Consider the following 14849-nt stretch of genomic DNA (forward strand, 5'->3'; position numbering starts at 1 on the left):
TCCATGAACGCTGTGTCCAAAATTGCGATCTCTGATCTGACGGTTGAAGAGCGCCTCGAACTGATCGAAGCGCTGTGGGATAGTCTTGAAGACGACTTGGGTTTATTTCCGGCTCAGATGGAAAAACGTGATCGTTATCTGGCGATGATCGACGGCCCTGTACCTGAATCACATCTGGCTGAACTCGAACGCCGCATGGAAACCTTCGAGCAAGACAAAGCGGATTCCGTGCCTTGGGACGTGTTCCGGGAGCAACTCGCAAATAAATACGGCTTCTGACGAATGCACGACATCCGCATCGGGCCCGCCGCGCAAGCTGATGTCGAGGCAGTGTGCAGATGGTATGAGAGCGAACATCCGGAGGCTGTGCAGCTCTGGCTTGAGGCGTTTGATCGGGCGCTGACAAGTGTAAGAAAACATCCGCAGCGGTACGTTTTGATTGCCGGGAATATTCGACGCATTAAATTGCGGCGGCATTCGTACACGTTGTACTACCGCTTTAGCGAAAACGAGATTGAAGTTTTGGGCGTTTTTCATGATCGGCAAAGCCCCGATCGCTGGCAAAGCCGTTTCAGGGAGTAACCCATGTCCGAATTTCTCCTCGAACTTCAGCGAAACGGCGCCTATCTGAAGGTCACGGCGGTCGACCCGGTGTCGGGCGAAGAGGTTTCAACCCTGGGGCCCGCCACGGACCCGGAGGCGGTCAAACGGCTGGCGGTGCAGAAGCTGACAAACCGCCTCGAAGCGCTCAAGCCGCAGCCTTTGGACCGCGGGCGCGGCGGCATTATTTGCTAAACCTGAGGATCAGACGTTTTCGCTTGGATTCGCTGTCTCAAAGGTTTAACAGACGCGCAATTTCGGACGATGCGCTATATATAGTGCCGACCTTCCTCCAGACGACAGGATAAAGCTCGTGAACGCTCCCGCTTCCTTCATCCCGCAAGGCTATTTCAACAGCGACCTGGCCCATGCCGACCCGGCCGTTCTGGCGGCGATCAAGGGCGAACTGACCCGTCAGCAGGATCAGATCGAGCTGATCGCTTCGGAAAACATCGTCTCGAAGGCAGTGCTTGAGGCGCAGGGTTCGGTCCTGACCAACAAATACGCCGAAGGCTATCCGGGCCGCCGCTATTATGGTGGGTGCGAATATGCCGACGAAGTCGAAAAGCTGGCGATTGAGCGCGCCAAGCAACTGTTCAACTGCGCCTTCGCCAATGTGCAGCCGCATTCCGGCGCCAACGCCAATCAGGCGGTCTTCTTCTCTCTGCTGCAGCCGGGCGACACCTACATGGGTATGGACCTGGCCTGTGGGGGGCACCTGACGCACGGTTCGCCCGCCAACCAGTCGGGCAAGTGGTTCAAGGTCGTCCCCTATGGCGTGCGCGAAGACAACCACCTGATCGACTATGATCAGGTCGAAGCGCTGGCCAGGGAACATCAGCCGAAGCTGATCATCGCCGGGGCCTCCAACTACAGCCGTCACATCGACTTTGCCCGCTTCCGTCAGATCGCCGACAGCGTCGGGGCCTATCTGTTTGTCGATATGGCCCACTATGCCGGTCTGGTCGCCGGCGGCGTCTATCCGGACCCGCTGCCGCACGCCCATGTCGTCACCACCACGACGCACAAGACCCTGCGCGGTCCGCGCGGCGGCCTGATCCTGTCCAATGATGAGGCGCTGGGCAAGAAGATCAATTCGGCGGTATTCCCCGGTCTTCAGGGCGGCCCGCTGATGCACGTCATCGCCGCCAAGGCCGTGGCGTTTGGTGAGGCGCTGCAACCGGAATTCAAGGCCTATGCGGCGCAGGTCGTGGCCAATGCCCGCGTGCTGGCCGAAACCCTGATGGCGCGCGGTTTGGGCGTCGTCTCCGGCGGCACCGACAGCCACGTGATGTCGGTCGATCTGCGCCCCAAGGGCCAGACCGGCAAGGCGACCGAGCATGCGCTGGAAGAGGCCTTCATCACCTGCAACAAGAACGGCATCCCGTTCGATCCGCAACCCTTCACCATCACCTCCGGTGTGCGTCTGGGCACCCCGGCGGGCACGACCCGCGGCTTCCGCGAGGAAGAGTTCCGCCTGATCGGCAACCTGATCGCCGACGTGGTCGATGGCATGGCGTCGAACTCCGGCGCGCCGGATGAGGCCGTGACGGCGAAGGTGCGCGAGCAGGTCAAGACCCTGACCCAGCGCTTCCCGATCTACGGCTAAGGAGCGGTCATGCGCTGCCCCTTCTGCGGAAACCCGGAAACCCAGGTCAAGGACTCCCGTCCCTCCGAGGATGGGGCAGCCATTCGTCGTCGCCGCTCGTGCAGCGAATGCGGCGGGCGCTTCACCACCTTTGAGCGGGTGCAGTTGCGCGAACTGATTATTGTCAAACGTTCGGGCCGGCGCACGCCGTTTGACCGTGAAAAGCTGGAACGCTCGATTTCGCTTGCAACGCGCAAGCGACAGATCGACCCGGAGCGCATCGACCGCATGGTGTCGGGCATTGTGCGTCAGCTCGAAAGCCTGGGCGAGACCGAAATCGGCTCTGAAGTGGTCGGCGAACTGATCATGAAGGCCCTGCGCTCGCTCGATTCCGTGGCCTATGTGCGCTATGCCTCGGTCTATCGGGATTTTCAGGAAACGTCGGATTTCGCGAAGTTTCTGGGGGCCGAAGGCTTTGACAGCGATGGGATGGATGTGCCGCTGACACCCGCCCTGGCCGGCAATCCCGACCCGAAGGACCCGTCGTCCATCTGTCAGGGGCTGGGCGAGCAGGATCTCTCTGCCACCGATGATGCGTGAAGCCGGCGCAATATGATCCGTCCGTTCGTCACGCTCAAACTGGCCACCACCCTCGACGGGCGCATCGCCACCCACACGGGCGAAAGCCGCTGGATCACCGGTGAGCCCGCCCGCCGCGCCGTGCACGAACTGCGGGCCTCGCACGACGCCGTGCTGGTTGGCATCGAAACCGTGCTTAAAGATGATCCCGAACTGACCGTGCGTTTGCAGGGCTACGAGGGCTATCAGCCGGCGCGTGTCGTTCTGGATTCGCGGGGACGCATCCCACTACACTCCAAGCTGGTGCAGACGGCGCGCGTCATCCCGACCTATGTGGTGACGACGCACGACCTCAATCCGGAGCTGGTCTCGCTGGGGGTGCGGCCATTGAAAGTCGCCTCACGGCATCAGCGCGTGGACCTGATCGCGGCTCTGGAAGCACTCAATGAGGCCGGGATCGACCGCCTGTTTGTCGAAGGCGGCGGACAGATCGCCACGGCCTTTGTCAAGCTGGGCGCGGTGGACCGACTGGAATGGTTCCGCGCGCCCACTATATTGGGCGGTGACGGTCGCGCCGTGATCGGTTTTCTCGACATTGCGGACATCAACCGGGTGATCCGTTTCACCCGCGTGGGCGTTCAAGCGGTAGGCGACGATTTGTGGGAAAGCTACGAGCTGGAGTAGGGCCGTCTGCGTTTGACGCAGAGATGGCAAGTAAGGACGCAGTATGTTTACAGGCATCATCACCGATATAGGCAGCCTGACCGCCATTGACCGCCACGAGGGTGGGGCGCGCTTTGAGGTGCAGACCGCCTATGACCTTTCGACCATCGATATCGGGGCCTCGATCGCCCATTCCGGCTGCTGCCTGACCGTGGTGGAAAAGCGCGGCGACCGTTACACGCTCGACCTGTCGAATGAGACTCTGGCCGTTACCACGCTCGATCACTGGCGTGTGGGCGACCGCGTCAATCTAGAGCGGGCGCTGAAGGTCGGTGATGAACTGGGCGGCCATATCGTATCGGGCCACGTCGATGGGGTAGGGGAGCTGATCGCCCTGACCGAAGACGGTGACGCCTACCGCCTGAAGGTGCGGGTGCCGCGCCCGCTGCACCGCTATATCGCGCATAAGGGCTCGATTGCGCTGGATGGTATCTCGCTCACAGTGAACGAGGTCGAGGACGATGTTTTCGGCGTGGCCATCATCCCACACACCTGGACGCATACCACCCTGTCCGACCGCAAGGTGGGCGACAAGTTAAACCTTGAGATCGACCTGATGGCACGCTATGCCGCGCGCTGGCGCGAGACGCTCTAGAGCGAAATGACTTTAGATGGAAACGCCATTTCGCTCTAAATTTCTGTTTTGTCGCGATGTTTTTGCAGAAAACCGCTCACACTTTTCCGCACATCGCTCTAAATTCGCGCCCCCTGTTTCTACGCTCCTGTGAGGGGGCGTACTCGTAAGAGATACCCATGACCTTCAACCGTATCGCCACCGACCTCAACCCGGTCAGCTCCGAAAGCCCCATCTCGACCATCGAGGATATTCTGGAGGACGCTCGCAATGGCCGCCCTTATATCCTCGTTGATGCCGAGGACCGCGAAAACGAGGGCGACATCTGCATCCCGGCCCAGATGGCGACGCCGGACGTGGTCAACTTCATGGCGCGCTTCGGGCGTGGCCTGATCTGTCTGGCCATTACGGGCGAGCGCTCGCGTCAGTTACGCCTGCCGCCGATGGCCGCTGAAAACGGCGCGCGCAACGGCACAGCCTTCACGGTGGCCATCGAGGCCAAGGACGGCATCACCACCGGCATTTCGGCCCACGACCGCGCCCGCACCATCGCCGTGGCTATCGACCAGACCAAGGGCTATGACGATATCGTCAGCCCCGGCCACGTTTTTCCGCTGGTGGCGCGTGATGGCGGCGTGCTGGTGCGCGCCGGTCATACCGAGGCTGTGGTCGATATTTCGCGCATGGCGGGCCTTTATCCGGCGGGCGTCATCTGTGAGGTGATGAACGACGACGGGACAATGGCGCGCCTGCCCGACCTGATCAAATTCGCCCAGACGCACGGCCTGAAGATCGGCACCATTGCCGACCTGATCGCCTATCGTCGCCGCACGGAGCGCTTTGTCGATCGCGTACTGGAAAAGCCCTTCGAAAGCCAATGGGGCGGTCAGTTCCGCCTGTTCGTCTATCGCAACCGCCTCGATCAGGGCGAACATATCGCGTTGGTCAAGCATCAGCCGGTGCCGAACAAGGCGACCCTGGTGCGGATGCATCAGCTCGATGTCGCCGCCGACGTGCTGGGGGCCTCGGACGGTCGCGCCGGGCTCGTCGAACAGGCGATGAAGGCACTGGCGGCCTATGATGGCCCGGCGGTGATGGTCATGCTGCGCGATCTCGACCCCAAGGTGATTTCCAACCGCTTTTCCGCCGACGAAGCAGGTACGCCTCAGCCGCGCGGCCTGCGTGACTATGGCGTTGGGGCGCAAATTCTGCTCGATCTGGGGGTGCGTGACATGATCGCCCTGTCGGATTCCAAGCCTAAGCCTGCCGCGCTGGAAGGCTACGGGCTTCAGATTATCGACTGGAAACCGCTAAGCTAAACACACGCCGTCGTGAGATTTGGCTTTTTATGTTCTCGATAAGCCAGTAAGTACGGACTGAACCTGTCCTCAAGGATTGAACTCTTGACCATTGATACCCCCCTGCGCATCCTCATCGTCGAAAGCCGTTTCTATGAGGATATTTCCGATGAGCTGCTGGCCGGTGCCAAGGCGGCGCTGGAAGCCTATGGCGCGGAATATGACGTGATCACCGTGCCGGGAGCGTTTGAGGTGCCGGGCGCCATCGCCATGGCCGAAGACGCCTCTCAGGGCCCCGCCGGGCGCAAATATGACGGCTATGTCGCACTGGGTTGCGTCATCCGTGGTGAGACGACCCACTATGATTATGTGTGCGAAGAATCGGCGCGTGGTCTGATGGACCTGACGCTGAAACAGCTTCTGTGCATCGGCTACGGCATCCTGACCGTCGAGGACGAGGATCAGGCCTGGGCCCGCGCCCGCCGCTCGGAAGGCGACAAGGGCGGCACGGTCGCCAAGGTGGCGCTCGACATGATCGCCCTGAAGAAGGCCCTGCGCGGAGGCAACCATGGTTGATCCGCTGAGCCTGAAGTCCGTCATTGAGCAACTGAACGCCAATGAGGCCGCCGAATCCGGGCGTCTGTCGCTTAAGGAAAAGCGCGCCCGCACCGTGGCGCGTCTGGTGCTGGTGCAGGCCCTCTATCAGATGGAAATTGCCGGGACGGGCGTTGAGTCGGTCATCCGCGAATTTGCCGACTTCCGCTTTGATGGCCACATCGAAGGCGAGGGCGGCGAGGCGCAGCGTCTGGGCACGGCCGATGAGGCCTTTTTCGCCGACGGTCTGCGCACCATCGTCAAGGCTCAGGCCGAAATCGACGTGCTGATCGCCGAGCGTCTGGCCTCCAACTGGCGTCTCGACCGCATCGACACCACGCTGCGCGCCATCCTGCGCGCCGGGGCGTGGGAGCTGAAATTCCGCCCGGATGTCGCCGTCGAGGTGGTGATCAACGAATATGTCGAGATCGCCAAGGCCTTCTTCGGCAATGAAGAGGCACGGTTCGTCAACGGTGCTCTGGACGGCATCGCCAAGGACGCAAGGTAAGCCTCTCATGACCGGCGACAACAGCGAATTCAGCGTCATCGACCGGTTGTTCAAGCCTCTGGCCGGACTGAATGCCGAGGCGCGCGGCCTGATCGACGACGTGGCCGTGCTGGGCGCGCGCGAAGGCTATGACCTTGTGGTCACCACCGACGCCATGGTCGAAGGGGTGCACTTCCTTTCGACCGATCCGCTCGATCAGGTGGCGCGCAAGCTGTTGCGGGTCAATATCTCTGACCTCGTGGCCAAGGGGGCCGACCCTTATGGCTATCAACTCCTGACCGCCTGGCCCAAGGGTATGGCCTATGAGGGCAAGGCGGCCTTCGCGGCGGGCCTGCGCCTCGATCAGGATGAATTTGATTTCGACCTTTTTGGCGGGGATACGGTTTCGACCGAAGGTCCGCTGCTGCTCAGCATTACCGCCTTCGGTCACGCGCCCGTAGGCCGCGCCCTGTCGCGCGCCGGCGCGCGGGTTGGGGATCATGTGCTGGTTGGCGGCTTTATCGGCGACGCACATCTGGGCCTGCGCGTGCTGCGCGGGGAGTTCGACGAACTGTCTGAGGCGCACAAGGCGCATCTGGTGCAGGCCTATCGCCTGCCGCAGCCGCGCGACGATCTGGCCGAGGTGGTGCTCGACCACGCCCATGCCTCAATGGACGTCTCCGACGGTCTGATCGCTGACGCCCTGCATATGGCCAGAGCCTCTGAGGTGGCGCTTGTGATCGACCTCGACCGCGTACCGACTTCGGCCGCGGCGCGCGCCGCCATCGCGCTGGGGGCCGATGTAACCGATCTGATCACCGGCGGCGACGATTACCAGATTCTGTGCACCGCCAATGCCGCCGGGGCCGAGGCTCTGAAGGCCGCCGGTTTCTATGAGATCGGCCATTGCAAAGCCGGAACCGGTGAGGTTTCGGTCATCAGCGGCGGCAAGGTCATCGAGATCGAGGATAAGGGTTGGGTCCACGTCTGAGGCCTGGAAGAGTCTCTACTGATGCCCCGCATGTGTGCCAAGCTTTGTTAGAGAAACCACAGATTGCACAGATTGCACAGACTGGCGCTTTGTGCCGTGGAGCCCCCGGAAGTGGTCGCTTGCCATTTGAAACGTATAATCTGTGAAATCTGAGCAATCTGTGGTTCTCAAAACCATCTGCACAAAGGCATTTCTGAGGGCGTTCCGCACGAAACCGGGCCTCCTAAACGGCTTCTAAACCGTTTTCGCCTACACTCAGGACATGACCCAGACCCGACGCCTTTTGCTCAGCACGCTCCTGTGCGCCTTCGCCATGCCTGCACTGGCCTCCGAAGCCAAGAAGGAGGGCGGGGAGCCTTATGTTAAGCTGGCCCCCGTGGCCCTGCCGGTCACCGAGAATGGCCGCGTCATCAACTATCTGTTTGTGACCCTGCGTATCAATCTGACGGCCAAGGCCGACGTCAATGCGCTGCGACTCAAGGAACCCTATTTCCGCGACCTCCTGATCCGTGCAGCGCACAAGCAAAGTTTCGCGCTGCCGAACAAGCGCGACACGCTGGACGAGGCGCGTTTCAAAAAGGTGATGATTCCGGAATTCACAAAGATCGCCGGGACCGGCAATATCGAAACCCTGGAAATACTGGCGCAAAACCCCAAGAAGTTGATGAACTGACGGTGTGTCGCCACCGCTGATCCGGCAAGTTTTCACGGGTTTGTGAAGTCTGAATACCGGTTGCGGCGCAATAAACGTGCGACATTTTGCGGCGATTACTTTCGCAATTACCTAACTTGCACCTGTCTGAAAGTTGCGGCACTCTCCTGACCTTGCCGGGAGGGGTATGGACGTGCCCGCCCAGCACGCGCGTCACCCGGCGCGCCACAACAGATAACGACAGGGGTTTGGTATGACGTCATGGATAGGGCTGGTCATAGCGGCTGGCGTGTTAGGTTTGGTGTATGGGGTCGTTCAGACCCTCAGTCTGCTTAAAAAACCACAGGGCAATGCCCGGATGCAGGAAATCGCGGCGGCGATTCAGGAAGGGGCCGGGGCCTATCTCAAGCGGCAATATACGACCATTGCTTTTGTCGGTGTGGTCATCTTCATCGCGGCCTTTTTGGTGCTGGGCACCTATGCCGCCGTTGGCTTCCTGATCGGGGCGGTCCTGTCCGGGGCGGCGGGCTTTGCCGGGATGCTGATTTCGGTGCGCGCCAATGTGCGTACCGCCGAAGCGGCCTCGCACAGCCTGCAACAGGGGCTGAACCTCGCCTTCGGAGCCGGGGCCGTGACGGGCCTGTTTGTGGCGTCGGGCGCGCTTTTGGGCGTCGCGGGTTATTACTTCATCCTGACCGATGTGCTGGGCCTTGAGGCCACCAGCCGACTGGTGATTGACGCCCTTGTGGCGCTGGGCTTTGGTGCGTCGCTGATCTCGATTTTCGCGCGTCTGGGCGGCGGTATCTTCACCAAGGGGGCCGATGTCGGCGGCGACATGGTGGGCAAGGTCGAGGCGGGCATCCCCGAAGACGACCCGCGCAACCCGGCCACCATTGCCGACAATGTGGGCGACAATGTCGGCGACTGCGCCGGTATGGCGGCGGACCTGTTTGAAACCTATGCGGTGACGACGGTGGCCACCATGGTGCTGGGAGCGATCTTTTTTGCGGGCACGGCTCTGGTCGGGCCGATGATGCTGTTGCCGCTGGTCATCTGCGGCGCGTGTATCATCACCTCTATCATCGGCACCTTCTTTGTCCGTCTGGGCAAGGACAACCATATTATGAACGCCCTGTATAAGGGGCTGATCGTCACCGGCGTCCTGTCCATCGGCGCGCTGGCGGCGGTGATCGAACTGGTGATCGGCTTTGATACGCCGATTACCTATGCCGGCGCGCCGACGGGCTTTACCGGCCTGACCCTGTTCTGGTGCGGCCTGATCGGGCTGGCGGTGACGGCGGGCTTTATCGTCGTCACCGAATACTATACCGGTACGGGCAAGCGGCCTGTGGTGTCGATCGCGCAGGCCTCGGTCACCGGGCACGGCACCAATGTCATTCAGGGGCTGGCCGTTTCGATGGAAGCCACGGCCATTCCGGCCCTGATCATCGTGGGTGGCATTATCGGCTGTTACCTGCTGGCCGGGCTCTATGGCATCGCCATTGCTACCACCACCATGCTGGCCCTGGCCGGGATGATCGTGGCGCTGGATGCTTTTGGGCCGGTCACCGACAATGCCGGGGGGATCGCCGAAATGGTGGGCCTCGACAAGGCGGTGCGCCACACCACCGACGCGCTGGACGCCGTGGGCAATACCACCAAGGCCGTCACCAAGGGCTATGCCATCGGTTCGGCCGGTCTGGGGGCGCTGGTTCTGTTTGCCGCCTACACGTCGGACCTCAAATATTTCGCGGCCAATGCAGCGCCGGGCTCCTTCTTTGAGGGGCTGGGCGAGCTGACCTTCTCCCTCTCGTCGCCCTGGGTGGTGGTGGGCCTGCTGATCGGCGGCCTCTTGCCCTATCTCTTTGGCGGCATGGGCATGACGGCGGTCGGCAAGGCGGCGCAGGCCGTGGTCGAAGAGGTGAGGCGTCAGTTCCGCGAAGACTCCGGCATCATGGCCGGGACGTCCAAGCCCAACTATGGCCGCGCCGTGGACATGCTGACCAAGGCGGCCATCCGCGAAATGGTCGTGCCCTCCCTGCTGCCGGTTTTGTCGCCTCTGGTTCTGTTCGGTATCGTCTATGCCATAGGCGGCGCGGTCCCGGCCTTTGAAGCGCTGGGGGCCATGCTGCTGGGGGTCATCGTCACCGGCCTGTTCGTCGCCATTTCGATGACGTCGGGCGGCGGGGCCTGGGACAACGCCAAAAAGTCGTTCGAGGATGGCTTTGTCGATAAGGACGGCGTGCGTCACCTCAAGGGCTCTGAGGCGCACAAGGCCTCGGTGACCGGCGACACGGTGGGCGACCCGTATAAGGACACGGCGGGCCCGGCGGTCAATCCGATGATCAAGATCACCAATATCGTCGCTTTGCTGCTGCTGGCTGTGCTGGCGCATGTAGCCTGATCACTGGAGGGCGGCGTTCATGTGAGCGCCGCTCTCTCCCCAAATGCCCACGGATAGACCGAGCGTGGGGCAGGCCTTTCAGGGGAAACCACAGATTACACAGGTTTTGGGTTTCAAATGACAAGCGATCGCCGCCAGATGTCCAGCGGCGCGAAGCGCCAATCTGTGAAATCTGTGTAATCTGTGGAGAAACAAAAACCCCTCCGGCACGGTCTCCGGAGGGGTTTTTCATATCCATAAGACACAAAGACTATTCGCGGCGGCGCTGGCCGCCCGGATTGGTGTCTTCTTCGTTGGTAATCGTCTGGCGGCCGACGTTGCCGAGGATCTGCTCCAGCGCCGTCAGTTCACGGCCGCGCGTCGGCGTCTTGTTGGGGTTCAGCGCGATGTCACGGCTATCGGCCAGCGACAGGGTCTTCACGTTTTTGACCGCCTGCGTCTCCTTGTCGAATTCGACGATGGTGACGCTGCGCGAGGTCAGGGTCGCGGGCTTATAGGTCATTTTCGAGGTCGTCTGCGTGATATAGTACCACACGCCGGGGTCGAAGGTGGCGACCTGAGACGGAGAGCCGAACTTGGTGCGCACGCTGGTCTGCGTATCCTCACCCACCTTGATGTCGGTGGCGGGATTGGCTTCGATGGCGAGATAGCCCTGACGCGAAACGCTGGGGGCGCAGGCGCCAAGCGTGGAAGCGGCGGCGGCAACGGCGGCGAGAGCCAGAAGGGTGGACGGCTTGATCATCAGGTTCCGTTCGGGTTTGACCTTGGGTGCCAGACTGTTTAGTGCAATCTTGGGGCCGAATGAAGGCCATAAATATTCCGGCTTGGCAAGAACGCAAACGGAGACGGGGACGTAAATGCTCGACAAATTCCTCAGCTCGCTCGGCGAAAGTCTGGGTCTGAAAAAGCCCAGTCCGACGCGCGTGGCCGGCGAAGCCCTTTATGCGGCGGCTGTGGCGCAGTCGCGTCAGGTCGTTTTCTATACCGATTATGGCGTGAAGGATGAGATCGGCGCGCGATTCGAGCTTCTGGTGCTGCATGTCGTCCTGCTGATCAACCGCCTGAAATCGGACGACGAACACTATCGCGAAACCTCTCAGGCCCTGTTCGATTCGCTTCTGCTGGCGCTGGACGACACGCTGCGCGAACAGGGGGTGGGCGACCTGACCGTGCCGAAAAAGATGAAAAAGCTCAGCCAGCAGGTCTATACGCGGCTGGTGCGCTGGAACGAAATCTGGGACGAGGCAGGCGCAGAGGACGCGACCGTCGCGCAGGCCGATTACCTGCTGCGCACCGTCTATGCCACAGATGACGCTCCGGACCCGCAGGCCCCTCTGTGGGCGGCGGGCCTGAGCGCCTATATGAATGAGGTCCGCACGCAGGTGCGCGCAGACAAATTGCTGGCCGGTGAGGTAAACTGGCCGGATGTAACGCGTTTAAATACCAAGGAGAACTGAGCCATGACCGAAGCCGATGCCCCGCTGTGGACGCACACCGTGCGCTTTGACGAGGCCTTTCGCGGGCTCGATCTGACCCTGACGGCCGACGAGGCGCGCCGCACGCTGATCGCCGAAAACTTCGGCATGATCGAACTGCATGCGCTGACGGCAAGGATCACGACCAAGGGTCGCAAGTCACCGGGCAGCGATGAGGTGATCGTTGATGTCGATCTGAGCGGTGAGGTGACGCAGGAATGCGGCGTGACGCTCGATCCCTTCCGTCACCCGATCGCGGCGCGCATCGACGTTGTGGTGGTGGCGCAGGCCCGCAAAAGCAAGGCCGACGACGAAGAGACGGAACTGAGCGTCGAAGACCTTGATGTGCCCGATGTGGCGGTCAATGGTCAGATCGATGTCGGCCAATACGTCATCGAAGCGCTGGGTGAAGCCTATGATCCCTTTGCGCGCAAGCCGGGTGCCGTGTTCGAGGAACCGGATCAGCCCAAGGAGCCGTCGCCTTTCGCCGTGCTGTCGCGCCTGAAGGGCGATGACGCCTGAACGGACGATCTGAAAAAGCATCTTGATAAGTTCGGCGGGGTCGTTATCGTCCGCCGCCTCGGGGACTCGCTTTATTTCCACCTTCCGGCCGTGCGCCGGAGGGTCTATAAGGGCGGCCCTGGCACCTTTGTGAGGTCTTAGAGCGTCCCTTGTCTTCCCCTGATCCTATTTCGCCGTCCGAAACGCCTGTGGGAGGCATAGGCGTCGCCCATGAGGGCACAGTTGTCATCGCAATCGATGCCATGGGCGGCGATCATGGCCCCCGTGTGACTGTGCCGGGTACGGCAGAAGCGCTGAAGCGCGACGGTTCGGGCCGGTTGCGCTTTCTGCTGCACGGCGATGAGGCGTTGATTGCGCCGGAACTGGCCAAATGTCCGGAACTGAAGGCCGTTGCCACCATCGTCCACACCGATCAGTCGGTGGCGATGGACGAAAAGCCGGCTCAGGCCCTGCGCCGCCGGACAACCAGCCTGTTTATGGCCATTTCCTCGGTCAAAAACGGTGCGGCCCACGCGGTCGTCTCGGCGGGCAACACCGGGGCGCTGATGGCGCTGTCGAAAATGATCCTCAAAATGATCACCGAGGACCTTGAGCGTCCGCCGATTGCCTGTTCGTGGCCGAACGCCAAGGGCGGTATGGGAACGGTGCTCGATGTCGGGGCCAACGTGACCTCAGACGCCAATCAGCTGATCGAATTCGCCGTCATGGGCACGGCCTTCCACCGCGCCGTGCGCGGCAAGGAGAGACCCACGGTCGGCCTGCTGAATGTTGGCTCCGAGGACGTCAAAGGCCATGAAGAGGTGCGTGAGGCGCATCGTCTCCTGCGCGAAGGCGTGGACGGCATCAATTACTACGGGTTTGTCGAAGGTGACGATATCGGCAAGGGCACGGTGGACGTCGTCGTCACCGATGGCTTTACCGGCAATATCGCGCTGAAAACCGCCGAAGGCACCGCCAAGTTCGTCAAGAACCTGTTCAAGGACGCGCTGACCTCCTCGTTGCTGTCCAAGCTGGGGGCGCTTCTCGCCGCACCGGCGCTGCGGGCTATGGCCAGGACGGTCGATCCCGGCGCGGCCAATGGCGGCCCGCTTCTGGGGCTCAACGGTATCGTGGTCAAAAGCCACGGTGGGGCCGAGGCCTGGGCCTATTCCAATGCCGTGAGCGTCGCCATTTCGCTGGCCGCCAGTGCCTATGCGACGGACATCCGCAAGGCGCTGGCCCACGTTCGCAAGGCGCACGTCGCGTCGCCCGAAACGCCGCAGATGGCGGATGAAAAGGTATCCTGAGCATGAGCGTAACACGTACGGCGGTAACCGGCGTCGGCGGTTATCTGCCTGAGACGATCCTCTCTAACGAGGATTTCACCCGCATGGTGGATACCACGGACGAATGGATCGTGGCGCGCACCGGTATCCGCAAGCGTCACAAGGCCGGTGAGGATCAACAGACCAGTGATCTGGCCGTCGAAGCGGCGAAGATCGCTCTTAAGGCAGCGGGGCGTACCATTGAGGATATCGACCTCATCATCGTCGCCACCACCACGCCGGACATGACCTTTCCGTCCACCGCCTCCATCGTTCAGGCCAAGCTGGGCGTGCCGCGCGGCGCGGCCTTCGACGTTCAGGCGGTCTGTTCGGGCTTCGTCTATGCCCTCAGCGTGGCCGATGGCTTCGTCGCGCGCGGCCTGTCGAAATGCGCGCTGGTCATCGGGGCCGAGGTGATGAGCCGCATCCTCGACTATACGGACCGTTCGACCTGCATCCTGTTCGGCGACGGGGCCGGGGCCGTGGTGCTGGAGCCCGTGCAAGGTAACGGCACAGCGCAGGACACGGGCATCCTCAGCTTTGACCTGCAATGCGACGGCTCGAAGACCGATCTTCTGTACGTCGATGGCGGGGTCTTTGATTCGGGGCAGCGTGTCGGCAAGATTCGCATGCAGGGCAATCAGGTGTTCAAGCACGCCGTGCAGAAAATCTCCGAAGCCGCCGAATCGGCCATTCACAAGGCGGGTCTCGACCACAAGGCCGTGGACTGGTTCATCCCGCATCAGGCCAATCAGCGCATCCTTGACGGTGTAGCCGATCGTTTGGGGCTTGATCGTGAGAAGGTCATCTCGACCGTGGCCGAACACGCCAACACCTCAGCGGCCTCGATTCCGCTGGCCTGGTATGCCGGGATACAGGATGGACGGGTCAAAAAGGGCGATCTGGTGCTGATCGAAGCGCTGGGCGGCGGCCTGACCTGGGCGGCGGCGGCGATCCGCCTGTAGGGCCAACCGCATATTGAGACGAAAATCTCATTTATTTGATGACAAGCCGCGTCCAACCCTTTGACGTGAACGGGAAAATGCGTATGGTTCCCT

The 14849-nt window shown here is 61.7% G+C and carries 18 protein-coding genes; 17 read left to right on the plus strand and 1 reads right to left on the minus strand.

Going from position 1 to position 14849, the window contains the following annotated elements; genetic code table 11:
• Positions 1-3: 3 nt before the first annotated feature.
• The 13 genes from ACK8OE_RS10345 to ACK8OE_RS10405 all read left to right on the plus strand — a co-directional run bounded on the left by ACK8OE_RS10345 (position 4) and on the right by ACK8OE_RS10405 (position 10490).
• Positions 4-279, plus strand: a complete 276-nt coding sequence (locus ACK8OE_RS10345; RefSeq protein ID WP_410272468.1) for an addiction module protein — start codon at positions 4-6, stop codon at positions 277-279.
• Between the two features lie 3 nt (positions 280-282).
• Complete coding sequence (locus tag ACK8OE_RS10350) at positions 283-582, plus strand: type II toxin-antitoxin system RelE/ParE family toxin (RefSeq protein WP_410272469.1); 300 nt, start codon at positions 283-285, stop codon at positions 580-582.
• A 3-nt stretch (positions 583-585) separates the two neighbouring features.
• Positions 586-795: a DUF6898 family protein gene (locus tag ACK8OE_RS10355; RefSeq protein WP_410272470.1), complete on the plus strand. Its 210-nt coding sequence runs from the start codon at positions 586-588 to the stop codon at positions 793-795.
• A 118-nt stretch (positions 796-913) separates the two neighbouring features.
• Complete coding sequence (gene glyA, locus ACK8OE_RS10360) at positions 914-2209, plus strand: serine hydroxymethyltransferase (RefSeq protein ID WP_410272471.1); 1296 nt, start codon at positions 914-916, stop codon at positions 2207-2209.
• Between the two features lie 9 nt (positions 2210-2218).
• Positions 2219-2788 (plus strand): transcriptional regulator NrdR, encoded by a 570-nt coding sequence (nrdR, locus tag ACK8OE_RS10365; protein ID WP_410272472.1) that lies wholly within the window; start codon positions 2219-2221, stop codon positions 2786-2788.
• Between the two features lie 12 nt (positions 2789-2800).
• Positions 2801-3451, plus strand: a complete 651-nt coding sequence (locus tag ACK8OE_RS10370; RefSeq protein ID WP_126423821.1) for a RibD family protein — start codon at positions 2801-2803, stop codon at positions 3449-3451.
• A gap of 43 nt (positions 3452-3494) precedes the next feature.
• Positions 3495-4085 carry a riboflavin synthase gene (locus tag ACK8OE_RS10375; RefSeq protein WP_410272473.1) on the plus strand — a complete coding sequence of 197 codons (591 nt, stop codon included), beginning with the start codon at positions 3495-3497 and terminating at the stop codon, positions 4083-4085.
• Positions 4086-4243: 158 nt separating this feature from the next.
• The gene (gene ribB / locus ACK8OE_RS10380) at positions 4244-5383 is read left to right on the plus strand and encodes a 3,4-dihydroxy-2-butanone-4-phosphate synthase (protein WP_410272474.1); all 1140 of its coding nucleotides are present in this window, start codon (positions 4244-4246) and stop codon (positions 5381-5383) included.
• An 84-nt stretch (positions 5384-5467) separates the two neighbouring features.
• A complete protein-coding gene (locus ACK8OE_RS10385; RefSeq protein ID WP_013480399.1) occupies positions 5468-5938 on the plus strand; it encodes a 6,7-dimethyl-8-ribityllumazine synthase in 471 nt (156 codons plus the stop codon).
• Positions 5931-6464: a transcription antitermination factor NusB gene (gene nusB, locus ACK8OE_RS10390; RefSeq protein ID WP_410272475.1), complete on the plus strand. Its 534-nt coding sequence runs from the start codon at positions 5931-5933 to the stop codon at positions 6462-6464. The genes ACK8OE_RS10385 and nusB overlap by 8 nt, the downstream gene beginning before the upstream one ends.
• Positions 6465-6471: 7 nt before the next feature.
• Positions 6472-7434: a thiamine-phosphate kinase gene (thiL, locus tag ACK8OE_RS10395; protein WP_410272476.1), complete on the plus strand. Its 963-nt coding sequence runs from the start codon at positions 6472-6474 to the stop codon at positions 7432-7434.
• A gap of 262 nt (positions 7435-7696) precedes the next feature.
• The gene (locus ACK8OE_RS10400) at positions 7697-8107 is read left to right on the plus strand and encodes a hypothetical protein (protein ID WP_410272477.1); all 411 of its coding nucleotides are present in this window, start codon (positions 7697-7699) and stop codon (positions 8105-8107) included.
• Positions 8108-8339: 232 nt separating this feature from the next.
• Positions 8340-10490 (plus strand): sodium-translocating pyrophosphatase, encoded by a 2151-nt coding sequence (locus ACK8OE_RS10405; RefSeq protein ID WP_410272478.1) that lies wholly within the window; start codon positions 8340-8342, stop codon positions 10488-10490.
• Positions 10491-10740: 250 nt separating this feature from the next.
• On the opposite strand, the gene ACK8OE_RS10410 is transcribed toward ACK8OE_RS10405, so the two are convergent.
• Positions 10741-11232 (minus strand): outer membrane protein assembly factor BamE, encoded by a 492-nt coding sequence (locus ACK8OE_RS10410; protein ID WP_410272479.1) that lies wholly within the window; start codon positions 11230-11232, stop codon positions 10741-10743.
• A gap of 115 nt (positions 11233-11347) precedes the next feature.
• On the opposite strand from ACK8OE_RS10410, the gene ACK8OE_RS10415 reads away from it, so the two are divergent.
• The 4 genes from ACK8OE_RS10415 to ACK8OE_RS10430 all read left to right on the plus strand — a co-directional run bounded on the left by ACK8OE_RS10415 (position 11348) and on the right by ACK8OE_RS10430 (position 14756).
• Complete coding sequence (locus tag ACK8OE_RS10415; RefSeq protein ID WP_410272480.1) at positions 11348-11947, plus strand: ubiquinol-cytochrome C chaperone family protein; 600 nt, start codon at positions 11348-11350, stop codon at positions 11945-11947.
• A gap of 3 nt (positions 11948-11950) precedes the next feature.
• Positions 11951-12487, plus strand: coding sequence for a YceD family protein (locus ACK8OE_RS10420; RefSeq protein WP_410272481.1), 537 nt, complete (start codon positions 11951-11953; stop codon positions 12485-12487).
• Between the two features lie 197 nt (positions 12488-12684).
• Entirely contained in the window at positions 12685-13773 is a 1089-nt protein-coding gene (plsX, locus tag ACK8OE_RS10425; RefSeq protein ID WP_410272680.1) for a phosphate acyltransferase PlsX, read from the plus strand.
• Between the two features lie 2 nt (positions 13774-13775).
• Positions 13776-14756, plus strand: coding sequence for a beta-ketoacyl-ACP synthase III (locus ACK8OE_RS10430; RefSeq protein WP_410272482.1), 981 nt, complete (start codon positions 13776-13778; stop codon positions 14754-14756).
• Positions 14757-14849 lie beyond the last annotated feature (93 nt).

The sequence above is a fragment of the Asticcacaulis sp. W401b genome (genome assembly GCF_046503825.1).
In the GTDB taxonomy this organism is placed as follows: Bacteria; Pseudomonadota; Alphaproteobacteria; order Caulobacterales; family Caulobacteraceae; genus Asticcacaulis.

Bases quoted from the DNA above. Each gene is read 5' to 3' on its own strand.
- ACK8OE_RS10355 (WP_410272470.1), top strand. From the start codon at position 586: ATGTCCGAATTTCTCCTCGAACTTCAGCGAAACGGCGCCTATCTGAAG.
- thiL (WP_410272476.1), top strand. From the start codon at position 6,472: ATGACCGGCGACAACAGCGAATTCAGCGTCATCGACCGGTTGTTCAAG.
- nrdR (WP_410272472.1), top strand. From the start codon at position 2,219: ATGCGCTGCCCCTTCTGCGGAAACCCGGAAACCCAGGTCAAGGACTCC.
- ACK8OE_RS10350 (WP_410272469.1), top strand. From the start codon at position 283: ATGCACGACATCCGCATCGGGCCCGCCGCGCAAGCTGATGTCGAGGCA.
- ACK8OE_RS10405 (WP_410272478.1), top strand. From the start codon at position 8,340: ATGACGTCATGGATAGGGCTGGTCATAGCGGCTGGCGTGTTAGGTTTG.
- ACK8OE_RS10370 (WP_126423821.1), top strand. From the start codon at position 2,801: ATGATCCGTCCGTTCGTCACGCTCAAACTGGCCACCACCCTCGACGGG.
- ACK8OE_RS10430 (WP_410272482.1), top strand. From the start codon at position 13,776: ATGAGCGTAACACGTACGGCGGTAACCGGCGTCGGCGGTTATCTGCCT.
- nusB (WP_410272475.1), top strand. From the start codon at position 5,931: ATGGTTGATCCGCTGAGCCTGAAGTCCGTCATTGAGCAACTGAACGCC.
- ACK8OE_RS10410 (WP_410272479.1), bottom strand. From the start codon at position 11,232: ATGATCAAGCCGTCCACCCTTCTGGCTCTCGCCGCCGTTGCCGCCGCC.
- ACK8OE_RS10415 (WP_410272480.1), top strand. From the start codon at position 11,348: ATGCTCGACAAATTCCTCAGCTCGCTCGGCGAAAGTCTGGGTCTGAAA.
- ACK8OE_RS10400 (WP_410272477.1), top strand. From the start codon at position 7,697: ATGACCCAGACCCGACGCCTTTTGCTCAGCACGCTCCTGTGCGCCTTC.
- ACK8OE_RS10420 (WP_410272481.1), top strand. From the start codon at position 11,951: ATGACCGAAGCCGATGCCCCGCTGTGGACGCACACCGTGCGCTTTGAC.
- ACK8OE_RS10375 (WP_410272473.1), top strand. From the start codon at position 3,495: ATGTTTACAGGCATCATCACCGATATAGGCAGCCTGACCGCCATTGAC.
- ACK8OE_RS10345 (WP_410272468.1), top strand. From the start codon at position 4: ATGAACGCTGTGTCCAAAATTGCGATCTCTGATCTGACGGTTGAAGAG.
- ribB (WP_410272474.1), top strand. From the start codon at position 4,244: ATGACCTTCAACCGTATCGCCACCGACCTCAACCCGGTCAGCTCCGAA.